Source organism: Oceanobacillus sp. FSL W7-1304 (assembly GCF_037969805.1).
In the GTDB taxonomy this organism is placed as follows: Bacteria; Bacillota; Bacilli; order Bacillales; family Amphibacillaceae; genus Oceanobacillus; species Oceanobacillus profundus.
On record NZ_CP150211.1, the window covers coordinates 2567852 to 2584096 of the forward strand.

Below are 16245 nucleotides of genomic sequence, written 5' to 3' on the forward strand. Positions count from 1 at the left end.
ATTGGCAGCAGGAAATTACTTAATAAATCCTTTGTAGTGACGCTTCACTAGCTGGCTTTCTAATTGCTTCATTGTCTGTAATGCAACCCCTACAACGATTAGTAAGCTTGTGCCACCGATTTGTACTGCGGTAGGCAGATTTGCAAGACTACCTAATAGAATAGGCAGCACAGAAACAGCTGCTAAGAAAATAGCTCCAACAAATGTTAAGCGATACAAAACACGTGTTAGATAGGTTTCTGTATTTTTCCCCGGACGAATCCCCGGGATATACCCACCTTGTTTTTGTAGGTTTTCAGCCATCTGTTCAGGGTTTACTTGAACAAAGGTATAGAAATAAGTGAAAGCAATAATTAATGCTACGTATACTACCATACCAACTGGCTGCGTATAATCAAATAGATACATAATAGTTGATGCTACTTGATTGCCTTCAAAGAAACCAGCAATCGTTGTTGGAGCCATCATAAATGCAATTGCAAAGATAACAGGAATAACCCCTGAAGCATTTACTTTAATTGGCAAATGCGTTGATTGCCCTCCAACAGGAGAACGATTAACAAGTTTTTTTGCATATTGGATTGGTATTTTCCGTAATGCTTGGTTTACAAATATAACCCCAACGGTAACTGCAACAACAACCAAAGCGATTAATAGTACAATAATGATATTGATAAACAACTCATCGCCAGGATTAACAAAATACTGACTGAATAGTTGACCTACACCATTTGGTACTGCTGCTACGATTCCGGCGAAGATTAGGATCGAAATCCCGTTACCGACGCCATTTGCGGTAATTTGCTCACCAACCCACATTAAGAATGCTGTTCCACCAGTCAGTGTGATTGCAATGACAAGAAACTTCATAAAGTTAGGGTCTACAATTAGTAAACCACCAGCCATCGCATTAAATCCAACTGACATTGCAATTGCTTGAATAAATGCAAGCACAATCGTTCCATAGCGAGTAACCTGTGCGATCTTTTTACGTCCCATTTCACCTTGTTTTTTCCACTCGGTGAACTTAGGCACAACATCCATTTGCAATAATTGCATGATGATGGATGCTGTAATGTATGGCATAATTCCCATTGCAAAAATGGAGAAATTTTGAAGGGCTCCACCACCAAAGGTGTTTAGAAACCCAAATACATTTTGTTGGTTCATAAAATCAATAGCTGCTCTATCCGTAAATGGAACAGGTATAAAAGTGCCTAGACGGAAGACAATCAACATTAATAATGTGAAAATTATTTTCCGTCTAATATCAGCTACGCGCATAAAATTGGAGATTGTACGAAACATTAGATCACCTCAGTTTGACCGCCCGCTGCCTCGATTGCTTCTTTAGCTGAAGCTGAGAACTTGTGAGCTTTTACTGTCAGTTTCTTTTCGATAGTGCCACTTGCTAGTATTTTAATACCAGCATTCAGCTTACTTACGACACCTTCTTCAAGTAATAGCTCTGGTGTGATTTCAGTGCCTTCTTCAAAACGATTTAATGTATCTAAGTTTACGATTGAGTAATCTTTACGGTTGATATTTGTGAATCCACGTTTTGGTAGACGTTGGAACAAAGGCATTTGTCCACCTTCGAATCCTGGACGTACACCGCCGCCTGAACGAGCTTTTTGACCTTTGTGTCCACGACCTGATGTTTTTCCGTTTCCAGAAGCCGTTCCACGACCAACACGGTTTCTCTCTTTGCGAGTTCCTTCTGCCGCCTTCAATTCATGAAGTTTCATGCGAGCACCTCCTCTTTACGCTAATGTAAAATTAAATTTCTTTCACTGTCAACAAGTGGGACACTCGGTTTACCATACCACGTACGGCTGGAGTATCTTCAAGTACAACGGATTGACGAATCTTTTTCAAGCCCAATGCTTGAACAGTATTTCTTTGTACAGCAGTTCCACCAATGACACTGCGTGTGAGGGTGATTTCTAATTTTTTAGACATAGTGATTCCCTCCTTATCCTAACAGTTCTTCTACAGACTTTCCACGTAATTTTGCTACGTCCTCAGCTGTTTTTAAGTTTGTTAAGCCATTTAATGTTGCACGAATCATATTAATTGGTGTATTTGCACCAAGTGATTTAGTTAAAATATCACCGACACCAGCTAATTCTAAGACAGCACGAACCGGTCCACCAGAGATAACTCCAGTACCTTCTGTAGCTGGCTTCATTAGTACGTTACCAGAACCAAATCTTCCATGAATTTCATGAGGAATTGTTGTTCCAACGATTGGTACTTTAATTAAGTTTTTCTTTGCATCATCAACAGCTTTTTTGATAGCTTCAGGTACTTCTTGTGCTTTACCAGTACCAAAACCAACATGGCCATTCTTGTCACCAACAACGACAAGTGCTGCAAAGCGGAAACGACGTCCACCTTTAACAACTTTAGCAACACGGTTGACCGTCACAACGCGTTCTTCAAGATCTAATTTGTTCGGATCAATGTTAATTCTCATTCCAATGGTCCCCTCCTTATCAACTAAAATTCAAGTCCTGCTTCTCTAGCAGCATCAGCTAATGCCTTTACACGTCCATGATACAGGTATCCTCCACGGTCAAAAACGACTGATTTGTAACCTTTATCCTGAGCACGCTTAGCAATTGCTTCTCCGACTTTCTTAGCAGTGTCAACGTTCGATCCAGCTCCAATGTTAAGCTCTTTATCAGCTGTTGAAGCACTCGCAACCGTTACACCAGTAATATCATCTATTAATTGTGCATAAATATTTTTATTTGAACGATATACGTTTAGACGAGGACGCTCAGCAGTTCCGAAAAGGTTTTTACGAACGCGACCATGTCTTTTTTTACGTACAACATTTTTGGCAGGTTTTGTGATCATCTAGGTCACTCCTTTCTCGCCTAACTATTAACTATTCTTACTTAGCAGTTTTACCCTCTTTACGGCGTACATATTCACCAGCATAGCGAATACCTTTGCCTTTGTAAGGTTCTGGTGAGCGGATTGCTCTGATGTTAGCTGCAACTGCACCAACTAATTCTTTATCGATACCTTTTACAGTAAGTTCTGTGTTTTTAGGAACATCAATTTCGATTCCCTCAATTGGATCGATCTCGATTGGATGTGAATATCCAGCGTTAATTACAAGTTTGTCTCCTTGTTTTTGAGCACGATATCCGACACCAATGATTTCAAGTGATTTTTCGAAACCTTTGCTTACGCCATCAACCATGTTTGCGATCAAGCTACGAGTAGTTCCGTGCAAGGCACGATGATCCTTATGGTCACTTGGACGTTCAACTGTAATTACATTCTCTTCAATGTTAACTTTCATATCTTGGTGTAGATCTCTTGTTAATTCACCTTTAGGTCCTTTAACAGTAACTGTAACACCGTCAAGTTTAACTTCTACACCTTGTGGAATTTCAATCGGTTTAAGTCCTATACGAGACATTCCATGCACCTCCTCATTAAAAAATAATAATTACCAGACGTATGCTAGAACTTCGCCACCAACAGCTTGTGAACGTGCTTCTTTGTCAGATAACACACCTTTAGATGTTGAAACGATAGCAATACCTAAACCGTTAAGCACGCGTGGTACTTCTGTAGATTTAGCATATACACGTAGACCTGGTTTACTGATACGTTTGATACCTGTGATTACTCGTTCTTCATTTACACCGTATTTCAAGAAAATACGTAGAACACCTTGCTTGTTATCTTCAACGAATTCATAATCTTTAACAAAACCTTCACGTTTCAGGATATCAGCGATCTCTTTTTTCATTTTAGAAGCAGGAAGCTCTAATTTTTCATGTTTAACCATGTTTGCATTTCTAATACGAGTAAGCATATCTGCGATTGGATCTGTCATAACCATTACTAATTACCTCCTTCCCGAATCGGGGTTTACCAGCTTGCTTTTTTGACACCAGGAATTTGACCTTTATAGGCAAGTTCACGGAAACAAATACGGCAAAGTTTAAATTTACGAATTACAGAATGCGGACGACCACAACGTTCACAGCGTGTGTATTCTTGTACTTTGAATTTTTGCGGGCGTTTTTGCTTCGCAATCATCGATTTTTTAGCCACAAATTTCCCTCCTTGTTAGCTGTAAGCTTATTTTTGGAAAGGCATGCCTAGCTGAGTTAGTAGTTCACGAGCTTCTTCGTCAGTATTAGATGTTGTAACAATAACAATATCCATACCACGAACTTTGCTTACCTTATCGTAATTGATTTCAGGGAAAATCAATTGTTCTTTCACACCTAAAGTGTAATTCCCACGACCATCAAAAGCTTTTTTAGAAACACCACGGAAGTCACGTACACGTGGAAGTGATACCGCAATTAACTTTTGAAGGAATTCGTACATGCGCTCACCGCGAAGGGTTACTTTCGCACCGATTGGCATTCCTTCACGTAGACGGAATCCAGCGATAGATTTTTTCGCACGCGTGATTAATGGTTTTTGACCTGATAGTAATGCAAGTTCTTCAACTGCACTATCTAATGCTTTTGAGTTTTGAACTGCATCACCAACACCCATATTAACCACGATCTTTTCAATTTTTGGTACTTGCATTACGGATTTATATTCAAACTTTTTCATTAAAGATGGTGAAATTTCATCTTGATATTTTTGTTTTAATTCGTTCATAGTGGCGCCCTCCTTTCAGCACAAATTATTTATCTAATGCTTCACCGGATTTTTTCGCAATGCGGACTTTCTTACCGTCTCGCACTTCGTGTCCAACACGAGTTGGTTCACCGGATTTTGGATCAATCGGCATTACATTAGAAACATGAATAGGAGCTTCTATGTTAAGAATTCCGCCTTGCGGATTGTCTTGAGAAGGCTTTGCGTGTTTTTGAATCATGTTAACACCCTCTACAAGCACACGCTCTTTCTTCGGAAATGCTTCTAAAATAGTACCTGTTTTACCGCGGTCTTTACCGGATAATACTTTAACTTTATCACCTTTTTTTACATGCATGCTTAACGCACCTCCTTGACAAGGTAATTCTTACTTATCGATGTTGTTCGAAACTGTTGGTAAAAATGACACATCGAAATTCTGGCGATATGCTTTATTGTTCTTCAAAACATTACGTTTCCTGAATATTACAGTTAACGAGTTATCATTGTAACTGCCATCCCGAATACAGAGCTTATCTGCGTCGAACTTCGTGGTCTTTTCCCTTCATATGAACAACAATTATAGAACTTCTGGAGCTAGAGATACGATTTTCATGAATTTAGCATCACGTAATTCACGCGCAACTGGTCCAAAAATACGTGTTCCTCTTGGACTTTTATCATCACGGATAATTACGGCAGCATTTTCATCAAAACGGATATAAGATCCATCTTTACGACGTGCACCAGATTTACTACGTACAACTACCGCTTTTACAACTTCGCCTTTTTTGACAACGCCGCCTGGTGTTGCTTGTTTTACAGTACAAACAATTACATCACCAATATTAGCAGTTTTACGTCCTGATCCACCCAATACTTTGATGGTTAATACTTCACGAGCACCAGAGTTATCTGCAACTTTTAAACGAGTTTCTTGTTGAATCATAACACTGTGACCTCCCTTCGGATACCTTCCGAGCGAACTTTAATTATATAATAACGGCTTCTTCTGTTACTTCAACTAGACGAAAACGCTTCGTAGCTGATAGTGGTCGAGTTTCCATGATACGAACAACATCTCCTGTTTTTGCAAGGTTGTTTTCATCATGCGCCTTGAATTTCTTCGAATACTTAACACGTTTCCCATATAATTTATGGAATTTATATGTTTCAACTAGAACAGTGATTGTTTTATCCATTTTGTCGGAAACAACACGTCCTGTGTAAACTTTACGATTATTACGCTCAGTCATTGAGGCTAACCTCCTCTCTGTAGAATCAGTTATTTACGCTTAATTCACGTTGACGTACTACAGTTTTCATACGTGCGATTGCTTTACGTACCTCACGGATACGTGCAGTGTTTTCCAACTGACCTGTAGCAAGTTGGAAACGCAAATTAAATAGTTCTTCTTTTAATGATTTAACTTTTTGTTCAATTTCGGCAGTGGTTAGATCTCTTATTTCATTAGCCTTCATTGCTTTCACCACCAATTTCTTCACGTTTTACAAATTTAGTTTTAATCGGCAGTTTATGAGAAGCAAGTCTTAATGCTTCACGAGCAACCTCTTCGGATACACCTGCGATTTCAAACATAATTTTTCCTGGTTTAACTACTGCTACCCATCCTTCAGGAGCACCTTTCCCGGAACCCATTCGAACTTCGAGCGGTTTAGCAGTGTATGGTTTGTCTGGGAAAATTTTGATCCAAACTTTACCACCACGTTTCATGTAACGAGTCATTGCAATACGAGCTGCCTCAATTTGACGGCTTGTAATCCAAGAAGCCTCTGTTGCTTGTAAACCAAACTCACCAAAAGCAACTGTTGTACCGCCTTTTGCTTGGCCTCTCATTTTACCACGATGTTGTCTACGATATTTAACACGTTTAGGCATTAACATAGTAATGAGCACCCTCCCTTATTTATTTGTTTTTAGTTGGAAGGACTTCTCCACGATAGATCCACACTTTAACACCTAATTTACCATAAGTTGTATCAGCTTCTGCTGTACCATAATCAATATCAGCACGCAAAGTGTGTAGTGGTACTGTTCCTTCGTTATAATGTTCCGCACGAGCGATATCTGCTCCACCAAGACGTCCGGATACTTGTGTTTTAATTCCTTTAGCTCCTCCGCGCATTGCACGTTGAATTGCTTGCTTTTGAGCACGACGGAAAGAAATACGGTTTTCTAATTGACGAGCAATGTTGTCAGCTACCAATTTAGCGTTTAGATCAACTTTCTTGATTTCAACGATATTGATGTGAACTCTTTTACCTGTCAAGCTATTTAATGATTTACGTAAAGCTTCAACTTCTGAACCGCCTTTACCAATTACCATTCCTGGCTTACCAGTATGAATTGTAATATTAACACGGTTAGCTGCACGTTCGATTTCGATAGAAGAAACAGCAGCTGTGCTTAAGCGGTTTTCAAGATATTCTCTGATTTTAATATCTTCATGTAGTAAGTCTGCATAGTCTTTACCAGCATACCATTTTGACTCCCAGTCTTTAATGATACCTACGCGAAGACCTGTTGGATTCACTTTTTGACCCACTGACTATCCCTCCTTCTTTTCAGTTACCACAACTGTAATGTGGCTTGTGCGTTTGTTAATTTTACTTGCGCGTCCTTGTGCACGTGGACGGAAACGTTTCAATGTAGCACCTTCATTTACGAATGCTTCAGAAATCACTAGATTATCTGCATCCATTTCATAGTTATGTTCTGCGTTTGCTACAGCAGACTTTAGAACTTTCTCTACTACTGGAGAAGCACCGCGTTGTGTGTGGCGTAGAATCGCAATTGCTTCGCCAACATTTTTTCCTCGAATTAGATCAACTACTAAACGAACCTTACGAGGAGCAATACGAACTGATTTCGCAACGGCTTTAGCTTGCATGCCTTAGTACCTCCTCTCTTATTAGCGTCTTGTTTTCTTATCGTCGGCAGCGTGCCCTCTGTACGTACGAGTTGGCGCGAATTCACCTAATTTATGTCCGACCATATCTTCTGTAATATAAACTGGTACATGTTTACGTCCGTCATAAACAGCAATTGTGTGACCGATGAATGTTGGGAAAATTGTAGATCGACGTGACCAAGTCTTAATAACTTGTTTCTTTTCACCTTCGTTTAGGCTGTCAATCTTCTTCATTAGATGGTCATCTGCAAAAGGTCCTTTTTTCAAGCTACGACCCATGAATAAACCTCCTTCCAGAGTTGCAGACGGGCATTAGTTCCCGTCCTTACTTTACGTTTATTTTTTACGTTTACGAACAATATACTTATCAGATGGTTTGTTACGTTTACGCGTTTTGTAACCAAGTGTCGGTTTACCCCATGGTGACATTGGTGACTTACGTCCGATAGGTGCGCGTCCTTCACCACCACCGTGCGGGTGATCGTTAGGGTTCATTACAGATCCACGAACTGTTGGGCGGATACCTTTCCAGCGTGAACGACCTGCTTTACCTACACGAACTAGTTCATGTTCCGTGTTACCAACTTGGCCAATGGATGCACGGCAAGTAGAAAGGATCATGCGAACTTCGCCTGATGCTAGACGTACAAGCGTGTATTTTTCTTCACGTCCAAGAATTTGAGCTTCTGCTCCAGCTGAACGAGCGATTTGTCCACCGCGTCCTGGCTTCAATTCAATGTTGTGAATGATTGTACCTACTGGGATGTTTACAAGTGGAAGTGCATTACCAACTTTGATATCTGCATCTACACCTGATTCAATTACTTGATCTACTTTAAGTCCTTTTGGAGCTAAGATATAACGCTTTTCTCCATCTGCGTAATGGATTAGAGCAATATTAGCTGTACGGTTTGGATCATATTCAATTGTAGCAACGCGTCCTGGTATACCATCTTTATCACGTTTGAAATCGATGATACGATATTGACGCTTATGACCGCCACCTTGATGACGAACAGTTAATCTACCTTGGTTATTACGACCACCACGTTTACTTAAAGGTGCCAACAAGGATTTTTCCGGAGTATCCGTAGTAATCTCTGCAAAATCTAGCACAGACATGTTACGTCTACCGTTTGAGGTTGGTTTAAATTTTTTAATCGCCATCTTTTTCCCTCCTTCACGAATTTTTTAGATTATGCTTCAAAGAAGTCCAGTTCTTTGCTGTCTTCTGTAAGCTGTACGATAGCTTTCTTGCGATCTGAGCGATACCCGCCGTAACGACCCATTCGCTTGAACTTACCTTTAACATTCATTGTGTTAACTTTTTCTACTTTGACACCAAAGATAACTTCAACAGCATCTTTGATTTCAGTTTTGTTTGCTTTCGGGGATACTTCAAACGTATATTTTTTCTCTGCCATTAAATCAGCGGAATTCTCTGTAATGACAGGGCGTTTAATTATATCGCGTGCGTCTTTCATTATGCAAGCACCTCCCCTGCTTTTTCAGCTGCATCTTTTGTAATGATCAGCTTGTCATGCGCAAGCAAGTCGAGTACATTGATTTCATCAACAGTCAATACCTTTACAGATTGAAGGTTGTTAGCAGAACGAATTACTGTTTCGTCTGTTTCAGCAGTCACGATCAATGCTTTTGCATTAACGCTTAGCGCGTCTAACATTTTAATAACTTCTTTTGTTTTCGGAGCATCAATTGCAATGCTATCTAAAACAACTAAGCTATCTTCTTTTACTTTAGAAGACAATGCAGATTTAAGTGCTAAACGACGTACTTTCTTTGGTAGTTTATAGCTGTAGCTGCGTGGAGTTGGTCCGAACACAGTTCCACCGCCAACCCATTGTGGTGAGCGAATAGATCCTTGACGAGCACGACCAGTTCCTTTTTGACGCCATGGTTTACGACCACCGCCGCGAACTTCAGAGCGGTTTTTTACCGCGTGAGTACCCTGACGCATAGATGCGCGTTGCATCACTACTGCTTCATGTAATACATGTGTATTTGGCTCAATACCGAAAACGGAATCGTTTAATTCGAATTCTCCAGCATTACTTCCATCTTGTTTTAAAAGTGCTACTTTAGGCATGACATATCCTCCCTTCGTATGTGTGATTAGTTACCTTTTAATGCACTTGTGATTTTCACATATGATTTCTTTGCACCAGGTACATTACCTTTAATTAATAGTAGATTACGTTCTGCATCTACACTTACTACTTCAAGGTTTTGGATTGTGATTTGCTCAGAACCCATTTGTCCTGGTAATTTTTTACCTTTGAATACACGAGCTGGATAAGCTGCTGCACCCATAGAACCTGAAGATCTGTGGAAATGAGATCCGTGACCCATTGGTCCGCGACTCTGTCCGTGACGTTTGATTGATCCTTGGAATCCTTTACCTTTGGAAGTTCCAGTTACATCAATTTTGTCTCCAGCTTGGAAAGCTTCTACACTAATCTCTTGACCTACTTCATACTCGTCAAGATTTGCGTTACGGATTTCACGAACGTAGCGCTTAGGGGCTGTGCTTGCTTTTTCAGCATGACCTTTTTCCGCTTTATTCGTACGTGATTCCTTTTTATCAGCAAAACCGATTTGTATTGCTTCATAACCATCATTTTCTAATGTTCTTTTTTGCAAAACTACATTGGGCTCAGCCTGTATTACTGTTACTGGAACTAACTCTCCATTTTCAGAAAAAAGCTGAGTCATGCCGATTTTACGACCTAAGATTCCTTTCGTCATCCGTTACACCTCCTATATTAAACACGATTTTATAATTTGATTTCAATGTCCACACCAGATGGTAAGTCAAGACGCATTAATGCATCAACTGTTTTTGGTGTTGGCTCAACAATATCGATTAAGCGTTTATGTGTACGCATTTCGAATTGTTCACGAGAATCTTTATACTTGTGCACCGCACGAAGTACAGTATAGATTGATTTCTCTGTAGGTAATGGAATCGGACCAGACACTTTAGCACCTGAACGTTTCGCAGTATCTACGATTTTTTCAGCAGATTGATCTAAAATACGGTGATCATATGCTTTCAAACGAATTCTGATTTTCTCTTTTGCCATTATTTTCCCTCCTTCTCGCCCATATTATTATAGACATTCTCCGCGAAAATTTCTTAGCACCCCGCCATGGCAAAGGGGCCGGGTGTGCCAACAACCTTTCACATCATCGCCTTATGACCAACATTATTAGTATACTAAAAATGTCTAGTCTTTGCAACCACTATTTTCACATAGTCGTTTGCGCATTTCTATATTATACATATGTGCCCTAATGATTGCAAGTTATTCTAGAAAGTTTTTTAGATATACAGAAGTTTTTTGCGTTTCTTTGACAGATAGCATATTGGATAAACTTGATTGGTATTTGAAAGAAAATCCGAACTAGTGATTATTTGCTTAATCTGTGGAACAATCGCCGTCCGGGATCGCTCCGGGCGGATGCTTTCCGTGGGCACGGCTTCAGCCTCTGCGGAAGAAAACCACTTCCTGCGAGTCTTCAGACACGTGCTGTTCCCACTGGAGTCACCGCCCTACGCTCACCCGGACTGGTTAGAACAACATTTTTATTTTGATAAACCATGTTAGTATAGCCAGTGAACCAGCACTAGCGGAGGAAACACACGAAGACTCCTGCGGGATACGTGGCCAGAGTGAGACTTCGCAGAACGTAGTTCAAGAAGGCTCACGGGTCACCCTAAGGTGCGCGTAGTGTGTTTCCGGAGCGGTATACGCACAATCTCTTAATACACATTAGTTCGAAGTATATATATGTACAATGTTCCGATAGCAAGGTAAGCAAGCGTGCAAAATGCAAAAAAACAGGTAACGTCGTCACGTCACCTGTTTTCATAGAAAAACTTATTATTTTTGGATAGTAGATACAACACCTGAACCTACTGTACGTCCACCTTCACGAATAGAGAAACGAGTTCCTTCTTCGATAGCGATTGGTGAAATTAGTTCAACTGTCATTTCAATGTTATCGCCAGGCATTACCATTTCAACGCCTTCTGGAAGTTGGATAACTCCAGTTACGTCAGTTGTACGGAAATAGAACTGCGGACGATAGTTTGAGAAGAATGGAGTATGACGTCCGCCTTCTTCTTTTGATAATACATAAACTTCAGATTTGAAGTTTGTGTGTGGTGTAATTGTACCAGGCTTAGCTAGTACTTGACCACGGTTGATGTCATCACGAGACACACCACGTAGTAGTGCACCAATGTTGTCACCAGCTTCAGCATAGTCAAGAAGCTTACGGAACATTTCAACACCTGTTACAGTTGTTTTGCTTGCTTCTTCAGCAAGACCGATGATTTCAACTTCATCTCCAACTTTAACTTCTCCACGCTCAACACGACCAGTTGCAACTGTTCCACGACCAGTGATTGAGAATACATCCTCAACAGGCATCATGAAAGGTTTTTCTTTGTCACGTTCTGGAGTTGGGATATACTCATCAACTGCAGCCATTAACTCAAGAATTTTTTCTTCGTATTCTGCATCGCCTTCTAGAGCTTTAAGTGCAGAACCTTTAATTACTGGTACATCATCACCAGGGAAATCGTACTCAGTTAATAGATCGCGAACTTCCATTTCTACTAATTCAAGAAGCTCTTCATCATCTACCATATCTGTTTTGTTAAGGAATACTACGAAAGCTGGTACCCCAACGTTACGAGATAAAAGGATGTGCTCACGAGTTTGTGGCATTGGGCCATCAGCAGCAGATACTACTAGGATAGCTCCGTCCATTTGTGCAGCACCAGTGATCATGTTTTTAACATAGTCAGCGTGACCAGGGCAGTCAACGTGTGCATAGTGACGAGTTTCAGTTTCGTATTCTACGTGAGAAGTTGAGATTGTGATACCACGTTCTCTTTCTTCTGGTGCACCATCAATTTGGTCATAGCCACGAGCTTCCCCACCACCGTGTTTTGCAAGTACAGTTGTGATAGCAGCTGTTAATGTAGTTTTACCATGGTCAACGTGTCCTAAAGTACCAACGTTAACGTGGCTTTTGGAGCGATCGAATTTTTCTTTAGCCATTTATAGTTCCTCCTTTAAATAAATAAAAGTGTTTTTTTAAAATTATATAATCAACTAAGAAGTAACAACTTCAAGTTATCCCTTAGCCTTTATACTAATTGTTATACGTTAGATTAAGGAAAAAATCAATTATTTACCTGTGTTTTTCTCGATAATTTCCTCAGAAATGCTTTTCGGCACTTCTTCATAATGGTCGAATGTCATTGTGTATGTTCCACGACCTTGTGTATTTGAACGTAGGGCAGTTGCGTAACCAAACATTTCTGCTAATGGTACAAAACCTTTAACAAGCTGTGCGTTTCCGCGTGCTTCCATACCTTCAATACGTCCACGACGTGATGTTACATCACCCATGATGTCTCCCATGTACTCTTCCGGAATTACGATTTCTACTCGCATCATTGGTTCTAGAAGGACAGGATTACATTTGTTTTTAGCAGCTTTTAATGCCATTGATGCAGCTACTTTAAATGCCATCTCGTTGGAGTCAACATCATGATAGCTTCCATCGAATAATGTTGCTTTTACGTCGATTAGTGGGAATCCAGCTAATACACCGTTATCCATCGCTTCTGATACACCTTGCTCAACTGCAGGAATGTATTCACGTGGTACTACACCACCAACGATTTTGTTTTCAAATTCAAATCCAGCACCTGTTTCGTTAGGCTCGAATTTGATCCAAACGTGACCGAATTGTCCGCGTCCACCAGACTGACGTACGAATTTACCTTCAACTTCAGCAGCTTGACGGAACGTTTCACGGTATGCAACCTGAGGTGCACCTACGTTTGCTTCTACTTTAAATTCGCGCTTCAAACGGTCAACAATAATATCAAGGTGAAGCTCACCCATACCAGAGATAATTGTTTGACCAGTTTCTGGATTTGTTTCAGTTCTGAATGTTGGATCCTCTTCAGCTAATTTAGCTAAAGCAGTACCCATTTTATCTTGGTCAGCTTTTGTTTTTGGCTCAATAGCAACCGAGATAACTGGTTCTGGGAATTCCATGGACTCTAAAATAACAAGATTTTTTTCATCACATAGTGTATCCCCGGTAGATGTATCCTTTAATCCAACCGCAGCAGCAATTTCACCTGCATATGCAGTAGAAATCTCTTCACGGGAGTTTGCGTGCATTTGAAGGATACGTCCTACACGTTCACGCTTATCCTTAACGGAGTTCTTCACGTAAGAGCCTGAATCTAACGTTCCAGAGTATACGCGGAAGAAAGTTAACTTTCCAACAAATGGATCTGTCATAACTTTAAATGCTAAAGCAGAGAATGGTGCGTCATCAGATGATGGACGAGATACAGCTTCTTCAGTTCCAGGCACGATACCTTCGATTGGAGGTACATCTGTTGGAGCTGGAAGATAGTCAATAACACCATCAAGCATCAATTGAACACCTTTGTTTTTAAATGCTGAACCACAGAATACTGGGTAGAATTCAACATTTAGTGTTGCTTGACGAATCGCTGCTTTTAATTCCTCGTTAGAGATTTCTTCTCCTTCAAGGTATTTCATCATCAGCTCTTCATCAGTTTCAGAGACAGCTTCGATTAAGTTACCACGTAATTCTTCAGCTTGTTCTACCAATTCTGCCGGGATCTCACTTGACTCAGAAAGTGTACCCAAATCATCTTTATAAGAATAAGCTTCCATCGTGATTAAATCGATAATGCCGCTGAATTGATCTTCAGCACCGATTGGCATCTGAACCGGATGTGCGTTTGCACCCAAGCGATCTTTCAATGTTCCAGTAGAATACAAGAAGTCTGCACCTGTTTTATCCATTTTGTTAATGAAAACGATACGTGGTACACCGTACGTTGTAGCTTGGCGCCATACCGTTTCTGTTTGTGGTTCTACACCTGATTGTGCATCAAGAACTGTAACAGCTCCATCAAGTACACGCAATGAACGCTCAACTTCAACTGTGAAATCTACGTGTCCAGGTGTATCAATGATGTTGATGCGGTGTTCTTTCCAAGCAGCAGTTGTTGCAGCGGAAGTAATTGTAATTCCACGCTCCTGCTCCTGCTCCATCCAGTCCATTTGTGAAGCACCTTCATGTGTTTCACCAATCTTGTGAATACGTCCTGTATAGAAAAGAATACGCTCAGTAGTAGTGGTTTTACCTGCATCAATATGCGCCATAATCCCAATATTACGCGTCTTTTCCAAGGAGAACTCTCTAGCCATGTATTCTTCTCCTTCCTCTTAAAAGCTTTTGTTAGATTTATATTACCAACGGTAGTGAGCGAATGCTTTGTTCGCTTCTGCCATTTTATGCATTTCTTCACGTCTCTTAACAGCAGCTCCTGTGTTGTTAGAAGCATCCAAGATTTCATTAGCAAGACGCTCTTCCATTGTTTTCTCTCCACGCAGACGTGAATAGTTAACGATGTAACGTAATCCTAATGCTTGACGACGCTCAGGGCGAACCTCAACTGGTACTTGGTAGTTAGAACCACCAACACGGCGGGCACGAACTTCAAGTACAGGCATTACGTTTTTCATAGCTTGCTCAAAAACTTCCATTGCGTTTTGACCGCTTCTTTCAGCAACTAGTTCAAACGCATTATAAAGAATTTTTTGTGCTTTCCCACGTTTACCATCAATCATAATTTGATTGATCAAACGAGTTACTAATTTTGAATTATAAAGCGGATCTGGCAATACATCACGTTTTGGCACTGGTCCTTTACGAGGCATACTAGTATCCTCCTTTCCTATCTATTATATTTTAAAGCTTATTTTTTCTCTTTTGGTCTTTTCGTACCGTATTTAGAACGTCCTTGCATACGTCCTTCTACTCCTGCAGTATCAAGTGCACCACGAACGATGTGGTAACGTACCCCTGGTAAGTCTTTTACACGACCACCACGAATTAGTACAACACTATGTTCTTGTAAGTTGTGTCCGATACCTGGGATATATGCAGTTACTTCCATGTTATTTGATAAACGAACACGCGCATATTTACGAAGTGCAGAGTTCGGTTTCTTTGGAGTTAGTGTACCAACACGTGTACAAACACCACGTTTTTGTGGAGAGCTTTGGTCCGTAAGTCTCTTTTTGAAACTGTTGTACCCTTTGTTAAGTGCTGGTGAATCGGATTTCTTTACTTTACTAACACGTCCTTTGCGGACTAACTGATTAATAGTAGGCATTATTGATGTCCTCCCTTCCAAATTAAATTATTAAATTAAAATCAGCAATCAGATCTTCCTGAACACCGATTGTAATACCACACATCCAGGTGGTTCATATTTAGGTAAAAAATAAGATTTTAGTGATTTGACACACTAAAATAGTTATTTCCTAAGCGCTACTGTTGCTGCACCTACCTTAATGCCACAAGCGGCACCAAGCTTTTTCATGGAATCCACACGCTGATATGGTATACCTTGTTCAATTGCCAGACTGACTACTTCTTGTGTTAATTGCTTGTCAGCATCTTCAGCAATATACACTTCACTTACCTCACCATTTTTCATGGCTTTCAGTGTTTGCTTCTTCCCAACGATTATACTTGACTTGAGCTTTGTCACTTTTTCATAAGACATTTTGCTATCCTCCAA

At 40.4% G+C, this 16245-nt stretch carries 27 protein-coding genes; all 27 read right to left on the bottom strand.

Annotation, left to right across the window (positions count from 1 at the left end; translation table 11 throughout):
• Nucleotides 1-15: 15 nt before the first annotated feature.
• The 27 genes from secY to NYE61_RS13150 all read right to left on the bottom strand — a co-directional run bounded on the left by secY (nucleotide 16) and on the right by NYE61_RS13150 (nucleotide 16230).
• Nucleotides 16-1308 (bottom strand): preprotein translocase subunit SecY, encoded by a 1293-nt coding sequence (secY, locus tag NYE61_RS13020; RefSeq protein ID WP_095313523.1) that lies wholly within the window; start codon nucleotides 1306-1308, stop codon nucleotides 16-18.
• Nucleotides 1308-1748 (bottom strand): 50S ribosomal protein L15, encoded by a 441-nt coding sequence (gene rplO, locus NYE61_RS13025; RefSeq protein ID WP_095313524.1) that lies wholly within the window; start codon nucleotides 1746-1748, stop codon nucleotides 1308-1310. The genes secY and rplO overlap by 1 nt, the downstream gene beginning before the upstream one ends.
• Nucleotides 1749-1779: 31 nt before the next feature.
• Nucleotides 1780-1962: a 50S ribosomal protein L30 gene (gene rpmD, locus NYE61_RS13030; protein ID WP_095313526.1), complete on the bottom strand. Its 183-nt coding sequence runs from the start codon at nucleotides 1960-1962 to the stop codon at nucleotides 1780-1782.
• A 13-nt stretch (nucleotides 1963-1975) separates the two neighbouring features.
• Nucleotides 1976-2479 carry a 30S ribosomal protein S5 gene (gene rpsE, locus NYE61_RS13035; protein ID WP_095313528.1) on the bottom strand — a complete coding sequence of 168 codons (504 nt, stop codon included), beginning with the start codon at nucleotides 2477-2479 and terminating at the stop codon, nucleotides 1976-1978.
• A 23-nt stretch (nucleotides 2480-2502) separates the two neighbouring features.
• Nucleotides 2503-2865 (bottom strand): 50S ribosomal protein L18, encoded by a 363-nt coding sequence (gene rplR, locus NYE61_RS13040; protein WP_095313530.1) that lies wholly within the window; start codon nucleotides 2863-2865, stop codon nucleotides 2503-2505.
• Nucleotides 2866-2902: 37 nt separating this feature from the next.
• Nucleotides 2903-3439, bottom strand: coding sequence for a 50S ribosomal protein L6 (rplF, locus tag NYE61_RS13045; RefSeq protein ID WP_095313531.1), 537 nt, complete (start codon nucleotides 3437-3439; stop codon nucleotides 2903-2905).
• 30 nt (nucleotides 3440-3469) lie between these two features.
• Nucleotides 3470-3868, bottom strand: coding sequence for a 30S ribosomal protein S8 (gene rpsH, locus NYE61_RS13050; RefSeq protein WP_095313533.1), 399 nt, complete (start codon nucleotides 3866-3868; stop codon nucleotides 3470-3472).
• Between the two features lie 29 nt (nucleotides 3869-3897).
• Complete coding sequence (gene rpsN / locus NYE61_RS13055) at nucleotides 3898-4083, bottom strand: 30S ribosomal protein S14 (RefSeq protein WP_011064535.1); 186 nt, start codon at nucleotides 4081-4083, stop codon at nucleotides 3898-3900.
• 27 nt (nucleotides 4084-4110) lie between these two features.
• Nucleotides 4111-4650 (bottom strand): 50S ribosomal protein L5, encoded by a 540-nt coding sequence (gene rplE / locus NYE61_RS13060; protein ID WP_095313535.1) that lies wholly within the window; start codon nucleotides 4648-4650, stop codon nucleotides 4111-4113.
• 25 nt (nucleotides 4651-4675) lie between these two features.
• The gene (rplX, locus tag NYE61_RS13065; RefSeq protein ID WP_095313537.1) at nucleotides 4676-4987 is read right to left on the bottom strand and encodes a 50S ribosomal protein L24; all 312 of its coding nucleotides are present in this window, start codon (nucleotides 4985-4987) and stop codon (nucleotides 4676-4678) included.
• Nucleotides 4988-5209: 222 nt separating this feature from the next.
• Nucleotides 5210-5578, bottom strand: coding sequence for a 50S ribosomal protein L14 (rplN, locus tag NYE61_RS13070; RefSeq protein WP_095313539.1), 369 nt, complete (start codon nucleotides 5576-5578; stop codon nucleotides 5210-5212).
• Nucleotides 5579-5621: 43 nt separating this feature from the next.
• A complete protein-coding gene (gene rpsQ, locus NYE61_RS13075) occupies nucleotides 5622-5885 on the bottom strand; it encodes a 30S ribosomal protein S17 (RefSeq protein ID WP_095313540.1) in 264 nt (87 codons plus the stop codon).
• 25 nt (nucleotides 5886-5910) lie between these two features.
• A complete protein-coding gene (gene rpmC / locus NYE61_RS13080) occupies nucleotides 5911-6111 on the bottom strand; it encodes a 50S ribosomal protein L29 (RefSeq protein ID WP_087975050.1) in 201 nt (66 codons plus the stop codon).
• Entirely contained in the window at nucleotides 6101-6535 is a 435-nt protein-coding gene (rplP, locus tag NYE61_RS13085; RefSeq protein WP_026680240.1) for a 50S ribosomal protein L16, read from the bottom strand. The genes rpmC and rplP overlap by 11 nt, the downstream gene beginning before the upstream one ends.
• Nucleotides 6536-6557: 22 nt before the next feature.
• Nucleotides 6558-7196 carry a 30S ribosomal protein S3 gene (gene rpsC / locus NYE61_RS13090; protein ID WP_095313542.1) on the bottom strand — a complete coding sequence of 213 codons (639 nt, stop codon included), beginning with the start codon at nucleotides 7194-7196 and terminating at the stop codon, nucleotides 6558-6560.
• Between the two features lie 3 nt (nucleotides 7197-7199).
• The gene (gene rplV, locus NYE61_RS13095) at nucleotides 7200-7541 is read right to left on the bottom strand and encodes a 50S ribosomal protein L22 (RefSeq protein WP_095313544.1); all 342 of its coding nucleotides are present in this window, start codon (nucleotides 7539-7541) and stop codon (nucleotides 7200-7202) included.
• 21 nt (nucleotides 7542-7562) lie between these two features.
• A complete protein-coding gene (gene rpsS, locus NYE61_RS13100) occupies nucleotides 7563-7841 on the bottom strand; it encodes a 30S ribosomal protein S19 (RefSeq protein ID WP_095313546.1) in 279 nt (92 codons plus the stop codon).
• Nucleotides 7842-7898: 57 nt separating this feature from the next.
• Nucleotides 7899-8729: a 50S ribosomal protein L2 gene (gene rplB / locus NYE61_RS13105; RefSeq protein WP_095313547.1), complete on the bottom strand. Its 831-nt coding sequence runs from the start codon at nucleotides 8727-8729 to the stop codon at nucleotides 7899-7901.
• Nucleotides 8730-8758: 29 nt separating this feature from the next.
• Entirely contained in the window at nucleotides 8759-9046 is a 288-nt protein-coding gene (rplW, locus tag NYE61_RS13110; protein WP_095313549.1) for a 50S ribosomal protein L23, read from the bottom strand.
• The gene (gene rplD / locus NYE61_RS13115; protein ID WP_095313550.1) at nucleotides 9046-9669 is read right to left on the bottom strand and encodes a 50S ribosomal protein L4; all 624 of its coding nucleotides are present in this window, start codon (nucleotides 9667-9669) and stop codon (nucleotides 9046-9048) included. Before rplD ends, rplW begins: the two co-directional genes overlap by 1 nt.
• A gap of 26 nt (nucleotides 9670-9695) precedes the next feature.
• Entirely contained in the window at nucleotides 9696-10328 is a 633-nt protein-coding gene (rplC, locus tag NYE61_RS13120; RefSeq protein ID WP_095313552.1) for a 50S ribosomal protein L3, read from the bottom strand.
• 29 nt (nucleotides 10329-10357) lie between these two features.
• Nucleotides 10358-10666, bottom strand: coding sequence for a 30S ribosomal protein S10 (gene rpsJ, locus NYE61_RS13125; protein WP_095313553.1), 309 nt, complete (start codon nucleotides 10664-10666; stop codon nucleotides 10358-10360).
• Between the two features lie 801 nt (nucleotides 10667-11467).
• Complete coding sequence (tuf, locus tag NYE61_RS13130) at nucleotides 11468-12655, bottom strand: elongation factor Tu (protein WP_118890046.1); 1188 nt, start codon at nucleotides 12653-12655, stop codon at nucleotides 11468-11470.
• A 129-nt stretch (nucleotides 12656-12784) separates the two neighbouring features.
• Nucleotides 12785-14863: an elongation factor G gene (gene fusA / locus NYE61_RS13135; protein ID WP_118890045.1), complete on the bottom strand. Its 2079-nt coding sequence runs from the start codon at nucleotides 14861-14863 to the stop codon at nucleotides 12785-12787.
• A 42-nt stretch (nucleotides 14864-14905) separates the two neighbouring features.
• Nucleotides 14906-15376, bottom strand: a complete 471-nt coding sequence (rpsG, locus tag NYE61_RS13140) for a 30S ribosomal protein S7 (protein ID WP_095313562.1) — start codon at nucleotides 15374-15376, stop codon at nucleotides 14906-14908.
• Nucleotides 15377-15414: 38 nt separating this feature from the next.
• The gene (rpsL, locus tag NYE61_RS13145; protein ID WP_095313564.1) at nucleotides 15415-15834 is read right to left on the bottom strand and encodes a 30S ribosomal protein S12; all 420 of its coding nucleotides are present in this window, start codon (nucleotides 15832-15834) and stop codon (nucleotides 15415-15417) included.
• A gap of 144 nt (nucleotides 15835-15978) precedes the next feature.
• On the bottom strand, nucleotides 15979-16230 hold the full coding sequence (locus NYE61_RS13150) for a 50S ribosomal protein L7ae-like protein (protein ID WP_095313566.1): 252 nt from the start codon (nucleotides 16228-16230) through the stop codon (nucleotides 15979-15981).
• Nucleotides 16231-16245 lie beyond the last annotated feature (15 nt).